Here is a 15,775-nt window from a genome sequence, read left to right on the forward strand (position 1 = left end):
ATATTAGTACGCGGCAGGAAAGCAGGTTAACCAGCCTTGCTTTAATGTTAATGAAGGTTAATAAATCACTGTTGCATTGCTACATCGTATTGCGGCTGATCATAAACAACCAGCATCACTTTCCATTCGGTGGTGTGATAGAGTGTAAGTTCTACTTTAAGGGGTTGAACTGCTTCCGGAGCAGATAGTAGTTCAAAACGGATGGTAGTCGTCTTCTTTTCACCGGCAGGCACCTCATATTTACCGTTCAGGATAAAAGGCTTTTCGCCTCCGATCTTGATAATGGTATTGGATATCTGGGTATACAGATCATGAAAGCTGGCTTTGGCTTGTTCAAAATTGGCCGAGCGCGACAACTCGCAGCTCCAGCTATACTGGTCTTTGGGGCTGGCGGAATATTCAGTAACGATACAGTTGAAAGCGCCGGCAATCTCTACGCGGCTTTTATAATCCACGGCGCGGGTATGGGCTGTAAGCCGGTCGCCTTTGATATTCTTAAAACGGTTGGGATAATCCTCAATCACCTTTTGGAGGGCAGCGGTGGTCTTATTACTGAACACACCCTGCGCCTGGAGCGAGGCGCTGCAGGCAGCTAACCACAAGAGCAGGTAGATCTTTTTCATGGCACGGATTTAGGCCCGAAAAATAGACAATCTATCCGGCCCCTGAAATAGGAAATCTACTTTTTGGTCACATACACAATAAAAGAATTAAGGCAGCGTTGATGGTGGGTTATACCTAAACTTTGATCCCAAAATCCATTATTCCATGCAGAAGAACACCATGTATTACGACACTCACCGGGCCAAGATCTGTAAAGACATGTACCGCCCTTCTTCCAACATTTTCAAGTTCTTACAGAGTTTGTTGGCAGTTTTGATGGTTGGCCGCTCTCCTATCACAGGCACTCCTACCAAATATCGTTTGCACCAACGCTAATAGATATTACATAACTTTATAATGCGCCGGTTCGCCAAAGCGGACGGGTGTACCTTATTGGTTCAACTTTTTCGGCACTTACCTCTGAAACCACAATCAGTATGTGCTGGGCCCCCGCGCAAGTGGGGGCTTTTTTGTGCTGTCTGCACACCCTCAGAAATAACAAAACCTCCTTGCGGAGGCCTGTTATGCTTGTGAAGGGATGGATTAAAACTTATTTGGATTAGCCGCCACGATTGAAGCGTTGCATTTGACGTGGCATGCCGCCTGGACCACCTTCGCCACGACCTTGTTGGTTGGGGGCGCCGGCACGGTTCAGGTTGTAAGTAAATGTCAGCATGAAGTAGCGTTTCAGCACCAGCGAACGGCTATCACGAATGTTCAAACCATCTACTGTACGTGAAATGCTCTGGTTCTGATTCAGCAGGTCATTCACAGAGAACTTGATCTCTCCGTTCTGCTTTTTGAATATTTGCATAGCCAGGCTGGTATTCCACAAAGGAATGCTTTGGTCGAAACCTGCACCACGGCCGCTATAAATATTCAGGTCGAAGTCGGAAGAATACACAAAGTGTTTCAGGAAAGTATACGCGAGGTCCACTGAATAGTTCTGCGTGTAGTAGTTCTGCTCCTGGGCATTCCGGATGTTGCCTGAATATTTGATGTTATTATAAGTAAGGCTTCCCTCCAATCCGGCATTCAGGTTCTTGATATCAAGATTGAAACGCACGGTTTGCGTAATACCGAGGTTGTTGGTGAAATAAGTTTGTTTTGACTGGATCGCCGCGTTACGTGAATAAGACGCGTTGTTGGTAAGGTTGATGCTGCTACCTTTCAGTTTGCCTCTCAATGGTAAACCTACCGTAACGAAAGAAGAGGCATTGAAAGAACCGTTCAGGTTCACCGGAACAATGTACTGTGCACCAGGCGTATTATTATACTTCTTCAAATAATCAGGAACGGTATCCACATCGTTCACGATCTTATTGCTGGTATTGCTGAAGTTCAGGTTGGCAGTAAAGAGCTTGAACGTAGAGATGTTGAAAGAGCTATAGTTCACATTCACAAAGTTGGAATACTCCTGCTTCAGGAAAGGATTACCATTGGTAACCGAAAACTGGTTAGTGAAGTCAGGCGCATCCTGCAACTGTGTAATAGATGGCTGATTGGTGCGGCCCATATACGAGATACGCAGGTTCTTTGTGCGGGTGAACGTAAAGTTCAAACGGGCAATAGGCTGAAAGTTGAAGAAGCTCTGCTGCACAGTAGTGTCCTTCGATGTAAGCGGCCGTACCGTACGGTTGGTAAGATCGGAGAACTCTACAGCGCCACCCAACTGGAAGTTGTATTTGGTAGTTTGTACCCGGAAGTTGGCGCCAGCACGATGCTTGATATTGTCATTCTCGAAATAGTTGCTCTGTGCCAGGTTCTTCACCGTATAGCCTTTGCTGGTGCTGTCATAATTATAAGCAACCCTGTCGGAAGTACTATGGGTGTTGGTATAAGCATAGTTCAACTCGATCAACTTATTGTGATCGATCGGCTCTGTATAAGAAGTGCTGACAACCGCATTGGATGACTTCGTCAACGAATTGCTGATGAAATCCTGCAGGGAGTCCTGGATAACTTTACCAGCATAATCATATGAACGGATAGGCGAATAAGTTTTGCCATCCGTTTCACTACGGTTTAGGCTATGGTTCAATCCTAAAGTAAAGGTCCTGCCCGGTTTAGCGAACTTACGACGGTACAACACGTTATTGTTAACGTTATAGCTTTCCCGCTCGTTTGAACTGTTGGTCAGGATCGTATTGGCCAGGTAGTTGCCACCGTTTGCAGGAGAATAACGGTAAATGGTATCTACCAGGTAGTTGAAGGTTTGTGAACGCTGGTAGGTAGCCGAAGGCGTATACAGGATCGAGTTCATGGAATCGATCGCTGCTTCCAGACGAAGGTTGAACCGGTGATTCTGGTTCTTTGTATCCGTAGAAGCAAATTCATCCTGTACAGCAGCAGAATCGGTAACGATCTTACCCCTTATCGTATTACTGAGGTCACTCGATTGACGGATGGTTTGCTCAGCATGATTGTTTGTATTGGAATAGAAATAGCTGGCAGTTACATCTACTTTGGATGACCATTTATCGGTGTAGTTGATACCACCGGATAATGTTTTGGTGATACCACCGGAAGCACCGCTGCTCAGCGCGCCGAAGCCCATACCGCCACCGCGGCCACCACCGCCTCCTCCAAAACCTCCGCCGCCACCGCCGAAGCCACCAAATCCACCACCACCGAAGCCACCGCCTCCGCCGCCGCCACGGTTGCCACCGCCACCGGAAATATCGTTGAAGTTGAAGCTTTGCTTATTAATATTATTGGCCTGACCAAGAATAGAGATACGACGGTCGCCATTGAAGCGGCTGAAGTTGAAGCTTCCATCATAACGGAAGTCCTTATTCTCTTCGCTATAACCACCACCCAATACAGCACGGCCGAAATAACCTTTACGCTTATCTTTCTTCAAACGGATGTTGATCGTTTTAGAACGGCTACCATCATCGATACGGGTGAACCTTGCCTGATCGCTCATATCATCAAACACCTGGATCGACTCGATCATATCAGCTGTGATATTTTTGGTAGCCAGCTTGGGGTCGCTGCCGAAAAATTCTTTACCATCTACATATACCTTCTGCACATCTTCACCTTGTGCTTTTACATTACCATCTTTATCTACCTGAAGGCCCGGTACCTTTTTAAATACATCTTCAGCCGTAGAGTTGGGCTTGGTCTTGAAAGCACTGGCTTTAAACTCCACAGTATCCTTCTTCACTGAAATAGGTGGCGCCTCCACGATCACTTCATCCAACAGGGTTGTCTTCTTATCCATGTAAACAATGGCAAGATCTATTGCCGATGTGTCGGATGTGATGGTTATCTTTTTATTGAGCTGCTGGTAGCCCTGGTAGGAAACATTGAGGCGGTAAGTGCCGGTGTCGAGGTTCTTGATCTCGAATTCGCCTTTGGCATTGGAAATAGTATAAGCAACTACAGAAGAGTCTTTGAAATTCAATACGGAAACTGTCGCTTCGGACAGTACTTCTTTATAGGTAGAATCAGTAAGCTTGCCCTTTACGCTCCCTTTTTGTGCGAAGGCGGCAGTGCCTAATCCGGTCAATAAAATCAACAGGGTCAATATCTTGCTCATGCAGGTTGTATAAAAAGTTCGAAATATACAGGGTTAGACGCTGCGTTTAACACAAACTTGTGTAGGCCCGGCGCCATAAATTAACCAGAACCTGACAGAAATTGATATGCCATCTGCAGGCCCGTGGAGATGAAGTGATTAAGTGGTAACGAGTTGTTGATCTGAAATTGGCTGACCAGCCCTGAAAAGAGACCTGACGGGTTTTTGCTGGCCGCTGGCCCCGGCTAAACCCATCAGGTCTGTTCGTAGTCTTATCATGATTAGCTGAACAGGTATTCCACATCCTCCCTGGTAAGGCTCTTCACAAAGCCTTCGTCATCGGTGATGAGGTCTTTGGCCAGCAGGCGCTTCCTGTCCTGCAGTTGAAGTATCTTATCTTCAATGGTATCCTTACAGATCATGCGATAAGCAAAGATGTTCTTCGTCTGCCCAATCCGGTGCGTACGGTCGATGGCCTGTTGTTCCACGGCAGGGTTCCACCAGGGATCGACAATATATACATAGTCTGCCGCCGTCAGGTTCAAACCCACACCACCCGCTTTCAATGAAATAAGGAACACCCGGCAGTTCTTATCGTTCTGGAATCGTTGGATCGCCTTCTCGCGGTCAACAGCAGAAGTGCTGCCATCAAAATACTCATAATCCACATCCAGCTCTTTCAGCTTCTCCCTGATCAATGCCAGCATGCCGAGGAACTGAGAGAACACCAACGCTTTGTGGTCACTGATGTTTTCCGTGATCTCACGGCCCAGCTCTTCGAGCTTGATAGAGTGGTTGGGGAATTTCTCCGTTTCATTCAAGATAGCCGGTGAGTCACAGATCTGGCGCAGCTTCATAAGGCCTTGCAAGATGGTGAGCTGTGAACGTTGAATACCCTGGCTTTCGATGGTGCCCAGGATCTTATCACGGAAGTCGTTGCGGTAAGCATCATATATATTACGTTGCTCATCGTCCATTTCGCAATAGAGGATCGTCTCTGTCTTTTCGGGCAGGTCTTTGGCCACCTGCTCTTTGGTGCGACGCAGGATGAAGGGGAACAGCAGCTTACGCAAATGGTCTTTGCGATCAGCCTCGCCAAACTTATCGATCGGAATAGCAAACTCCTGGCGGAAGAACTCCAGGCTACCCAGCATACCCGGGTTGAGGAAGTTCATCTGCGCGAAAATATCAAACGTGTTGTTCTGCAGCGGCGTACCACTGAGACAAATACGGTTCTTTGAATTCAACAAACAAGCTGCGCGTGTTACCTTACTCGCCGGATTCTTGATGGCTTGCGATTCATCAAGGATCACATAGTCGAACTGGATATCCACCAGCAGCTTGATATCGCTGCGCAAAGTGCCATAAGTAGTGATCACCACTTCCGAATTGGCAAACTGCTCTTTGTTACGGGTACGTTCGCCACCATGGTGTATATAATAAGTAAGTTCAGGTGTGAACTTGCGAATTTCATTTTCCCAGTTAAACATCAGCGTTGTGGGGCAAACCACCAGCGCTTTCAAATGACCATGGTGCTTGCGGTAGTAGTGCATGTACGACAGGGCCTGCACGGTTTTACCAAGACCCATGTCATCTGCCAGGATACCACCCCATCCAATTTCACTGAGGTAATTGAGCCAGTGGAAACCATGCTCCTGGTAAGGACGTAAAATATGAGCGAGGTGTTCCGGTACTGGAATTTCCCTGATCTTATTGAAGCTTCTTAACTGATCGTATTTCTCTTCGAGCTTCAATACCAGCTCTTCCTCACTGCGTCCATCATACAGCTCATCGATCACACTCATGTGGTATTTGGACAGGCGCAGCTGGTTTTGCTTGCCCTCTCCCACCCTGAACAGCAAGGAGTATTTCTTGATCCACTCCTCGGGCAGGATACCTAATGTACCATCATTCAGCTGTACAAACTGCTGGCGGTTGGCCAATGCTTTCTTCACATCGGCAACGGTTACTTTCTGCTCACCAAACACGATATCCACGCGCGCATCAAACCAATCGGTGTTGCTGCTGATGTGGATCTTGGTTTGTGGCTTGGCTGTATTGAAACGGAAGTTCTTTAACGCGTCGAAGCCAAACACCGGCACCTTCATATCCTTCATGGCGTCCACAAACAGGAAGAACCAGTTATTCTTCAATACATCATTGCCTTTGAGAGCCAGTTGCTGGCCACCCTCAGGACGGATGAAGTTGGAATGTAATGCTTCCAGCTTTTGAATGAATTGTTGTTCTTTTTCTTTATCGCGGTGAACGATCAACACTTTGTCGCCATCGGGGATGATCAATTCATCTTTGCCACCCGGCTTTGTTTCAAATCCTTTATAAGAAAAGAAAGGCTGGAACACGAGGTAATCGCCTTTCTCCTGTAATATGATACGTTTCTCCGGATCGCCTTCTTTGATCTCGCTGACCAGTGAAGAATCAAATTCAACATGGTACTCCTTCGTTAATGGCAATACCAGCTGACGTAATTGTTCAGCCCATTGTGATTTGGGCACCGTGATCTTACCCTTACCATGAAACCGCGTAACGAGGTTCACTTCTTCGGGTGTATTCCAGAGGAAGAGATTGTCCTGGTAGAAGAACAGCAGGCTGCTGTTGAGCGCATTCTCGGTAACCGGCACCGGCTGACCGTTCAGCTTCACCCAGCACTCCACTTCATAATTGTTCTTATTGGCCACCACCTTGAAGTAAGGCGTAATATGGTCGGTTACTATACCTACAGAATGCAGGTTGTCTGTTTTGAAAGGCTTCTTACCGTTGAGGTAAAACACAAAGGGACTGGCTGCAATGTCCGAGAACATCTTCTTGAGTTTCGGGTGCAGGTATTCCACCATCAGCGCTTTCGTCTCTTCCGGTAAATCGTCTTCTTCGTGGTGAATGATATTTTCCCAGATGCCGCTGAACGGAGAATTGCGGTTGAGGTACTTGGTAATTTCTCCTTCCTGCATCTTACGCAGCGGAGCGATCAGGTGTTTATCATGATCGTTATAGACATCCACATTGATAAACTTCGACAGGTCCAGCTTTTCCACTTTACCTACATAAGCGCTCACTTCTTCATTGGATTCGCCGGTAACGCCATCGATAGAAAATCCGGGATAACCTTTCTGGTTAAAATTGAATACAATACCCAGGCGCTGGGCCGGCGCATCGGGCGCTTTTTCGGCACCTTCGGGCGTTTCTTCACCTGCCTGCTGTTGCGGCGTTTCTACCTCCACCGGCAAAGGCTTGGATGAAGGGCGTGAAGACCCCGTGGGTGCAATGCGTTTAATGCTGGTGTCGAGCACACGCAGGAAAGGCTTGCCGTCTTTGTACGTAAATTCGAACTTGCCTTCGAGGTTATCACTCAGGCTATAGCCATATGCTTCCAGCAGCTTGTTCTTTTCCTTATCCCAGTTGCGGATCGTATCGAAATAAAAGGGGCCGTAACTGTTGAGCAGTTGCAGGAATACGATCACTTTGGGCAAACACAGCGGGTGCAGCTTGTCTTCATATTCACAACTCGTATCGAAGTTTCTTTCTTCGTTCTTGCGGATCACGACCATCCAGTCTTTATCCTCGATGTTTACCCGCGCTTTTACCACTTCATCTTTGGCATATTCGATATCGACTCTTTGCGTGCGCAGGTATTTCTCTGCGGCGGCATAGCTTTCGGGCGAACAAAGCAAGCGCAGTGTCTTCAGGTCGATGATCTTCATCTTCACCACCGTATGGCGCTGGTCGTAGTCTGCGTCTTCAGCTTTCAACATGTTCTTATCCAGCATTTCCTGCAACTGGATAAGCGCCGCCGCTTCGTGCCGGCAGATATCACCGAGGTTATAAGGACAGGCACAACGAACCGATAAGGTGCGCGGGTCCTTGAACTTCTGGATATTGACCTTGTAATAAGTAGAGTAACTGTCGTCTTTTACGCGGAACACCACAGAGTCGGTCAGTTCATCATAATCCACCAGTTCCACATACCCGATAGCATGTATCTTTTTACCGCGACGGATTACTTCATCTGTTCCATTCGTATAGACGTACTTTATGAGATGGGGTAGTGCCATGCTGTGCGTTATAGTTTACGGTCCCCTTGCAACACAACTGATAATTGTCAAATTTTCAATAATGGCTTAAAATCAGTGGCTTACGCCATCCTGCCACGGCAAACAGACAATTGAGCGTTCCGAAAGGGGCAATCTGCAAAAGTAAAGGAAAAAAGACGAGCTTATAAAGGGGAAAATCAATTATTAATGCCAAAATCATCTTTATTAATCCCTCCCTCTCATTTCACATCACTTTAAAGCTGCTTCTCCCCAAAATAACGCTTACTACCGGCTTTTGAAAGGCGGAAATTCTTTATAAAATTCCCCTAACATTTATTGGTATGGCCTTTGACAACTATACCTTTGTGGCGCTATATCTCCCGTTAAAACAGCTATATATGACGAAGACCCGAACCTTGCGTTTGTTTCTTGCCTTTTTGCTTCTTTCCTCCCAAACATTTGCCCAAAAGTTGAAAAAAGCCGACAAGGCAGGCGTTACCAGCCTGCAAGCTCATATCAGCTACCTGGCCGATGACAAACTGGAAGGACGCCGGGCAGGCACCAACGGGGAGAAGCTGGCCCGCGAATACATCAGCAGCCAGTTCCAGCAAGCCGGGCTGCAACCCAAAGGCGATAACAACACCTGGTTCCAGGCATTCGAGATCAACGATGGCAAGCAGGTCAACAGCACCACTTTCTTCTTCATCAACAACCATGAGCTGAAGCTCCACGAAGAGTTCTTCCCCCTGGCAGGCAGCCCCAACAGCAGTTTTGAAGAAGCAGTATCCATCGCCCTGCCTGAACGGGACGTGCCCTGGTTTTTCGACCTGAAAGAAACGCTGGAAGAAAACAAGGATAATCCTCACTTCGACCTAATACAGGCCATTCGCAATAAAGCTGTTAAAGTAGCCGATAAAGGCGCCAATGCGCTCATTATCTACAACAGCTCTTCCATTGCCGATGGACTGAAATATGACGGCAAAGACCGCCCGGAGCCTTCGCGTATCCCCATCCTTTACATCACCGATAAAGTAAAAAAGAGCTACCTGAAAGACGAATCGGCAACCTATGATATAAAGATCAAGGTAAACATCGTTGATAAAAAACGTACCGGCAACAACGTAGTGGGCTACCTCGATAACGGGGCCGGCACCACGGTAGTGCTCGGCGCGCATTATGATCACCTCGGTTATGGAGAAGACAACAACTCTATGCTGCGCACCGGCGAAAAACTGATCCACAACGGCGCCGATGACAATGCCAGCGGCACAGCAGCGCTTATAGAGCTGGCCAAACTGCTGAAAGCATCCAAAAACAAGAATAATAACTACCTGTTCCTCGCCTTTTCGGGAGAAGAGCTGGGACTGAATGGTTCCAAATTCTTTACCGACCATCCTTCCATCGACCTGCAGCGCGTGAGCTACATGATCAACATGGACATGGTGGGCCGCCTCAACGATTCCAGCAAAGCCGTCACCGTTGGTGGCTACGGCACTTCCCCATTCTGGGGCGAGTCATTGGGTAAATTCAATACCAAAAAACAACCCCTGACGCTCAAATTCGATAGCAGCGGCACCGGTCCCAGCGATCATACTTCTTTTTACCGGAAAGATATTCCGGTACTGTTCTTCTTTACCGGATTACATTCCGATTATCACCGTCCATCCGACGATGCAGACAAGATCAACTATACCGGCGAATGGCAGATCATCAAGCTCATAGAAGAGATTGTGCAGGCTGCCAACCTCAAAGGAAAGCTGGCCTTCACCAAGACGCGCGAGGTACAAACCACTACCTCTACCCGCTTTAGCGTTACCATGGGTATCATGCCCGATTATACTTTCAGCGGCAGTGGCGTGCGGGTAGATGGCGTAAGCGACAACCGCCCGGCTAAGAAAGCAGGGATCAAAACAGGCGACGTTATTCTGCAACTGGGTGATTTCTCCACTACCTCCATGGAAGGATATATGCAGGCGCTTTCCAAGTTCAAAAAAGGAGACAAAGCGAAGGTGAAGTATAAGCGTGGTGAAGAGACGCTGGAAGCGGAGGTTGAATTTTAAGTTGACAAGTTAATAAGTTGATAGGTTGAAAAGGCAGCAACCGAACGTACAACAATGAAGCTCAAGCTCGACTTTGACGATCTGGCCGACGACTTCTTCGACAATACCCGCCTCATGGGTATTGTGGCGCCGGTTAAGAACTACCAGTTTTGCTGGCAGCTCAACCAATTGCTGCGCTTCGACTTTCGCATCAACAACGACATCGAGATACAGCTGTTCAAAAAACAGCGGCATTATTATTTCTCCATTTTCGAGTACCGCGAACCCAACAGCTCCCTGGTACACTATTTATACCATAATCAGTTCGACGGTGAATACCTGTTGCCCGAATTCAGGCACCTCGATTTCCTGTGGTTGCTGAAGGGCGACCTGGTGGCCGATGATTTTCTGAGCAACCTCATGGGTGCCATCAAAGGCATCGGACCGGTACAGCTCGTTACTGAGCTTACCAATGAGAAGATCAAGAACAAAGGACACTTGATTTTTTGAGGTATTAGCTGTTAGGCATTAGGTGTTAGCTAACAGCCAAAGGCTAATCGCTAACACCTGTCATTCATAAATTATTTATATGTGGAAAGAAGAAAACAATGCACTCTATAGAAAATTCCAGTTCAAGGATTTTTCCGAAGCCTTTGCATTCATGACACGCGTGGCCATAGAAGCAGAAAAAATGAACCACCACCCACGTTGGACCAACGTATATAATACCGTTGAAATATGGCTGAACACCCACGATGCCGGCGATGTGGTAACGGATAAAGACACTAAACTATCGAAGAAGATCGATGCCCTGATTGGCGTTCAGCACTAACCCGCTGAAACACACGGAGCAATAAGATTCGCGAAATCTTAGCCTTTTATTAAGTACTGAATGAGTATCTTGGTTTACCCAAAACCTGATACCATGCACCTGCTGCGAAAACTACTGTATAGCAGTTTACTACTATTGCTTACCGGTACTGCACTTCATGCCCAAACAGTGGAGAGCCAACTGATGAAACCCGTTTTACGTTGTGAAGATGTCAGGCTAAATGCCCTCGAAGCCATTCCCAACATCTATCGCGAACAGCCCATCGATTCGGTTATAAGGGCCATTTCTTTCTGGGAATACAAATGCAAAAACTCAGAAGAGCTGCAACGCATTAAAATACTGGTGGCCATCAAAAACCGAAACTTCTCCGAGCTGCTATACGATAATAACATTATTCATCATATCGACAGATTTAAAGAGATTAAAGACCTGACTGGCAGTAATTCGCCAGGTTGGTGGTTCGACCCCAAAGAGTACAAAGCATTAATTGCTTACAATGCCTTTACCAAAGAGCTGGCCCGTTCCCTCCTGCCAATAGTAGACACGTCCAAACTGGAAGGCTATTTTTGCTACCTGTATGCCGACACGGGCAACACCAAAAAGATCCTCGACAGGTCGACTTTTAAAAATACGGCTCTCGTAACATATTATAGTGAGTATGAAGCGACATTGCGCAAACGGGGACTTATATACATGGCATTGACAGGCGGAAACTGGATACCCACAGGCGCCGCTACCCTATTGGGAAATCATCCCTACTTCGGATTGGAGTTTGGCGGGCGCGACGGAAAGAATCGCCTCATATTTGCCATGAGTTTCAAGTTTGGAAAGTCTACAAACACTTACCAGATCAAACGTAATAACCAGCTGTACGACACCGATCACTTCTTTGGTGGTTATTTGGGGCTGGAGTATGGCCGAAAGATCGTGGGCAACAAAACACACCTCCTGGAAGCAACACTGGGCGCAGGTGCAGATGGCTTTGATGTGTATAATCCCTACAACGAAGACAGTGAACAGATGAAACCCACTTCTATATTCAATTATAACTTCAATGGTGGCGTTCAGTATAGTTTCTTCTATAACAAAAGCAAGACAGCATTCTTAGGCCTGCAGGGAAAATACAATGTAACCAACTATCGTAACAAAGGTGGAACCGATATAACCGGCAACCCCATTACCTTTGGCCTGGTATGGGGAGGCGCTATGACCCGCGGAGACCATGGTTACCGGCAGCCCCGGTATTGAGTTATTTACTTACCTCAAATAGCTCCACATACAGGCCCAGCAACACATGCCACAACAGGTAGTGGCCCAGGCGCACGCTCAGTGCGGCCAGAAAGCCTGCTTTCTTATAATACCATGCCTGCAGGAGGTTGAAGACAAAGCCTGATAACACGCAGTATATTATAAACCACCATGGTCCCTGTGGCCATTGCGCCAGCGGTTCCCATAGAGAAGTGAGCACCGCCAACGTCCAGAAAACAATATCGTGATAACGCACGGACAGGTAATTCCGCGCCAACGCCATCAGGAGCGTAAAGAGTATTAACCTGAAATATACTTCCGAATAAATGGCGCCGGTAGCATAATGGAGCACCGAAAAAGGAAAGGGTTGGAAATAAGGTGGTAACGTGTCGTAGGGGCCCGGATTTTGTATGAACTTCACCAGGATCACATCGGGCAGGGCAAAGAGCAACCCGGTCAATAAAGGCAGCACATAACGCAGCCTGTTGGAAATAGTACGTTGCAGCAATTCGGGGAAACCCGCCTGTCGCTGAAAACCAACCGCCACAAAGCCTGCCAGCACGATCAAAAGAACTTCAGCAGAAAAACCACCCGGCTGCCGGATGGCTGCGATAGTGAGCGTAAGCAATGTTATCAACAGCAATACACCGTATGCAATAAGAGAACGCCGTCTTTCAACGCGCCTGAACCTGATCTTTGCCATATCCGTTTTTAGCAGTCTTTTGGTTAGGCAAAGAAAAGGTTTGCAGATACGGCCAACTATAACATAAGTATGTGGTTTTGGCGTTATTAAAGTGAAGTTAAAGGCAGCCTTGCCAATAGCAATAATTGTAACTTGAAGCAATACACACACATGAAATACCTATTCTATACCTGTTTATTGAGTGTTTTACTTGCAGTAGCCTGTAAAGACAATGCCAACAAAGAGCCGCAGGCCACTGATCCTGCCATTGTACAGGAAGACTCAGTAGAAGAAACAATCGACACGTTGCTTTCCGATGAGACTATTCAGACCTTCAGCACCTCCGGTCTCCTGGATTATGCTAAAAAGAAGTCGCCGGGATTCGACTGGAGCAAATTCAGCATGACCAGCTCCTGGGCGGACAGTTCCTTACCGGTGAGTCCTTTCAAACCCGATAAAAACTATTTTGCCTCCTATGGCCCCTTCCTTAAATATTCACCCGACAAGTCCATGTTCATTGACCTCGACAGTTATAACATCGACATTCAGAGAGATAGCAAAGGCCGTTTTACCGGTAATGGAATAGGCCCTGATACGGAAGTGAGTTTGGTAAACCTGAAGGATAGCACGAAAACCCAGGTGGTATTCCTCGGGCCGGGTGGCTCCATCGAAGATGGTCTGTGGCTCGACAACAACACCCTGGTGCTGATGGGCGTACACAGAAACGAAAAAGATCAGGAGATCGCTACACTATGGCGTTACCACCTGCCTACCAAAACCTTTTACTTATATGAGCTTCCCGATACCACTGCAGCGGGTTCATTAAAGGGCTACTGGAAAACAGAAAGACTAAAGGACGTACAGATCAAATAACACTGACAAGAACGAATTACACCCATAAAAAAAGACCCCGTTATTAGCGGGGTCTTTTGTTTTATACTTAGCTTTTTTATTAACCATTCATGCTGGCCAGGAACTCATGGTTGTCCTTGGTTCCACGCATACGGCGCAGCAGCTCGTGCATAGCCTCTTCCGTATTCATATCGGTGAGATACACACGGAGCAGATTCATACGCTGCAGCACTTCTCTTTCCAACAACAGGTCGTCGCGACGTGTAGACGAAGCCACCAGGTCAATAGCAGGGAATATCCTTCTGTTGGCCAGGCGACGATCCAGTTGCAATTCCATGTTGCCAGTTCCTTTGAATTCTTCAAAGATCACCTCATCCATCTTGGAGCCGGTATCGATCAGCGCAGTAGCGAGGATCGTTAAAGAGCCACCGTTCTCGATCTTACGGGCAGCACCGAAGAATTGCTTGGGCTTTTGCATCGCGTTGGCTTCCACACCACCGGAGAGCACTTTACCGGAAGCTGGCGCTACGGTATTGTGTGCACGTGCAAGACGGGTTATGGAATCCAGCAATATCACAACATCATGACCGCACTCTACCAGGCGCTTAGCCTTTTGCAGGGCGATCGTAGATACTTTTACGTGTTTTTCGGCAGGCTCATCGAAAGTAGAAGCGATCACTTCCGCCTTCACGCTGCGCTCCATATCGGTCACCTCCTCAGGGCGCTCATCTACCAGTACCACCATCAGGTAGCACTCGGGGTGGTTGGCCGCAATAGCGTTGGCCACCTCTTTCAGCAACACCGTTTTACCGGTCTTGGGCTGCGCCACGATCAATCCACGCTGTCCTTTACCAATAGGTGTGAACAGGTCCATGATACGCGTGCTGTAAGCGTTGGGGGCAGTGAAAATATTCAGCTTCTCGAAAGGGAACAAAGGCGTGAGGTAATCGAAAGGAACCCTGTCGCGCACATCTTCCGGTGCTTTACCGTTGATGGTTTCCACTTTCAACAAAGCGAAGTATTTCTCTCCTTCCTTGGGAGGACGTACAGCGCCGTAAACAGTATCACCGGTCTTCAGACCAAACAACTTGATCTGAGAAGGAGATACGTAAATATCATCGGGAGAAGAAAGGTAGTTGTAATCGGAAGAGCGGAGGAAACCATAGCCATCAGGCATCATTTCCAGTACACCTTCTGCGAGGATAACGCCATCAAACTCAATGTTGAAGGCCGTTTCACGGTGGCGTGGATATGCTTTATGCTGCTGGTCCTGGTTGCCATTGCCACCGTTTCCATTGCCATTAGCGGGCTGATGGTCATCGTGTTGACCACCTTCATCTTCGTGGTGTATATTGTTGCCACCTTGCTGATGCTGCGGTTGAATGGCTTCTTCATCATCCTCATCATCTTCTTCCTCGATCACCGGGGGCATGTCCAGCACAGGTTGTTCATCTTCCGTTTTCTTGCGGGCCGTTTTTTTAGCGATCACTACTTTCTCAGCAGCTTTCTTTTTAGGCGCTTCTTTCTTCACCTCTTTTTTATTCTTGTCTTCGCCAGTGCTCATAACGTCTGCTTCCTCTGTAGCATTGGCGGTAGTTGTTTTGATGATGCGTTTGCGCTTGCCTTTATCTTCTGCGGGAGCGCCTTTTTCATCGCTGGCCAGGACGGCTTGTTTGTCGAGGATTTTGTAGATGAGACCCTGCTTATCGAGCTTCTTAGAGTTGGGAATTTTTAACTGCTCAGCTATATCAAGCAGTTCGGGAACGAGCATGTCGTTCAGTTGGAGAATATCGTACATAACGAAACTTGAGAGTTTAACACTTGATCAGAAACCAATCTTTAGTGTGTTGAAAAAAAATCTTTTGAAATGAGTTTATACTGAGTGGAATGCACAAAAACTGATGAGTTAGCAGAGAATCGGGTATGACTTATCAGTCCTATTCCGGC

The 15,775-nt window shown here is 47.3% G+C and carries 11 protein-coding genes; 6 read left to right on the plus strand and 5 right to left on the minus strand.

Going from position 1 to position 15,775, the window contains the following annotated elements; all coding sequences use genetic code 11:
• Positions 1 to 65 precede the first annotated feature (65 nt).
• On the minus strand, positions 66 to 623 hold the full coding sequence (locus AC5JBY_RS04080) for a hypothetical protein (RefSeq protein WP_495903280.1): 558 nt from the start codon (positions 621 to 623) through the stop codon (positions 66 to 68).
• A 145-nt stretch (positions 624 to 768) separates the two neighbouring features.
• On the opposite strand from AC5JBY_RS04080, the gene AC5JBY_RS04085 reads away from it, so the two are divergent.
• A complete protein-coding gene (locus AC5JBY_RS04085; RefSeq protein WP_495903281.1) occupies positions 769 to 939 on the plus strand; it encodes a hypothetical protein in 171 nt (56 codons plus the stop codon).
• Between the two features lie 223 nt (positions 940 to 1,162).
• On the opposite strand, the gene AC5JBY_RS04090 is transcribed toward AC5JBY_RS04085, so the two are convergent.
• Together AC5JBY_RS04090 and AC5JBY_RS04095 are read right to left on the minus strand one after the other, a co-directional pair.
• Positions 1,163 to 4,150: an outer membrane beta-barrel protein gene (locus tag AC5JBY_RS04090; protein WP_495903282.1), complete on the minus strand. Its 2,988-nt coding sequence runs from the start codon at positions 4,148 to 4,150 to the stop codon at positions 1,163 to 1,165.
• 260 nt (positions 4,151 to 4,410) lie between these two features.
• Positions 4,411 to 8,196, minus strand: coding sequence for a DEAD/DEAH box helicase (locus AC5JBY_RS04095; protein WP_495903283.1), 3,786 nt, complete (start codon positions 8,194 to 8,196; stop codon positions 4,411 to 4,413).
• A 377-nt stretch (positions 8,197 to 8,573) separates the two neighbouring features.
• Here AC5JBY_RS04095 and AC5JBY_RS04100 point away from each other — a divergent pair, with 377 nt between their 5' ends.
• The 4 genes from AC5JBY_RS04100 to AC5JBY_RS04115 all read left to right on the plus strand — a co-directional run bounded on the left by AC5JBY_RS04100 (position 8,574) and on the right by AC5JBY_RS04115 (position 12,294).
• Positions 8,574 to 10,235: a M20/M25/M40 family metallo-hydrolase gene (locus AC5JBY_RS04100; RefSeq protein WP_495903284.1), complete on the plus strand. Its 1,662-nt coding sequence runs from the start codon at positions 8,574 to 8,576 to the stop codon at positions 10,233 to 10,235.
• A gap of 54 nt (positions 10,236 to 10,289) precedes the next feature.
• A complete protein-coding gene (locus tag AC5JBY_RS04105; RefSeq protein WP_495903285.1) occupies positions 10,290 to 10,724 on the plus strand; it encodes an IPExxxVDY family protein in 435 nt (144 codons plus the stop codon).
• A 79-nt stretch (positions 10,725 to 10,803) separates the two neighbouring features.
• On the plus strand, positions 10,804 to 11,046 hold the full coding sequence (locus tag AC5JBY_RS04110) for a 4a-hydroxytetrahydrobiopterin dehydratase (protein ID WP_495903286.1): 243 nt from the start codon (positions 10,804 to 10,806) through the stop codon (positions 11,044 to 11,046).
• 93 nt (positions 11,047 to 11,139) lie between these two features.
• Positions 11,140 to 12,294 (plus strand): hypothetical protein, encoded by a 1,155-nt coding sequence (locus AC5JBY_RS04115; RefSeq protein WP_495903287.1) that lies wholly within the window; start codon positions 11,140 to 11,142, stop codon positions 12,292 to 12,294.
• Position 12,295: 1 nt separating this feature from the next.
• On the opposite strand, the gene AC5JBY_RS04120 is transcribed toward AC5JBY_RS04115, so the two are convergent.
• The gene (locus AC5JBY_RS04120; RefSeq protein ID WP_495903288.1) at positions 12,296 to 12,997 is read right to left on the minus strand and encodes a hypothetical protein; all 702 of its coding nucleotides are present in this window, start codon (positions 12,995 to 12,997) and stop codon (positions 12,296 to 12,298) included.
• 150 nt (positions 12,998 to 13,147) lie between these two features.
• On the opposite strand from AC5JBY_RS04120, the gene AC5JBY_RS04125 reads away from it, so the two are divergent.
• A complete protein-coding gene (locus AC5JBY_RS04125; protein WP_495903289.1) occupies positions 13,148 to 13,849 on the plus strand; it encodes a hypothetical protein in 702 nt (233 codons plus the stop codon).
• Between the two features lie 79 nt (positions 13,850 to 13,928).
• On the opposite strand, the gene rho is transcribed toward AC5JBY_RS04125, so the two are convergent.
• Positions 13,929 to 15,626 carry a transcription termination factor Rho gene (rho, locus tag AC5JBY_RS04130; RefSeq protein ID WP_495903290.1) on the minus strand — a complete coding sequence of 566 codons (1,698 nt, stop codon included), beginning with the start codon at positions 15,624 to 15,626 and terminating at the stop codon, positions 13,929 to 13,931.
• Positions 15,627 to 15,775: the final 149 nt, after the last annotated feature.

It is taken from the genome of Paraflavitalea sp. (assembly GCF_059502485.1).

Bases quoted from the DNA above. Each gene is read 5' to 3' on its own strand.
- AC5JBY_RS04080 (WP_495903280.1), bottom strand. From the start codon at position 623: ATGAAAAAGATCTACCTGCTCTTGTGGTTAGCTGCCTGCAGCGCCTCG.
- AC5JBY_RS04085 (WP_495903281.1), top strand. From the start codon at position 769: ATGCAGAAGAACACCATGTATTACGACACTCACCGGGCCAAGATCTGT.
- AC5JBY_RS04090 (WP_495903282.1), bottom strand. From the start codon at position 4,150: ATGAGCAAGATATTGACCCTGTTGATTTTATTGACCGGATTAGGCACT.
- AC5JBY_RS04095 (WP_495903283.1), bottom strand. From the start codon at position 8,196: ATGGCACTACCCCATCTCATAAAGTACGTCTATACGAATGGAACAGAT.
- AC5JBY_RS04100 (WP_495903284.1), top strand. From the start codon at position 8,574: ATGACGAAGACCCGAACCTTGCGTTTGTTTCTTGCCTTTTTGCTTCTT.
- AC5JBY_RS04105 (WP_495903285.1), top strand. From the start codon at position 10,290: ATGAAGCTCAAGCTCGACTTTGACGATCTGGCCGACGACTTCTTCGAC.
- AC5JBY_RS04110 (WP_495903286.1), top strand. From the start codon at position 10,804: ATGTGGAAAGAAGAAAACAATGCACTCTATAGAAAATTCCAGTTCAAG.
- AC5JBY_RS04115 (WP_495903287.1), top strand. From the start codon at position 11,140: ATGCACCTGCTGCGAAAACTACTGTATAGCAGTTTACTACTATTGCTT.
- AC5JBY_RS04120 (WP_495903288.1), bottom strand. From the start codon at position 12,997: ATGGCAAAGATCAGGTTCAGGCGCGTTGAAAGACGGCGTTCTCTTATT.
- AC5JBY_RS04125 (WP_495903289.1), top strand. From the start codon at position 13,148: ATGAAATACCTATTCTATACCTGTTTATTGAGTGTTTTACTTGCAGTA.
- rho (WP_495903290.1), bottom strand. From the start codon at position 15,626: ATGTACGATATTCTCCAACTGAACGACATGCTCGTTCCCGAACTGCTT.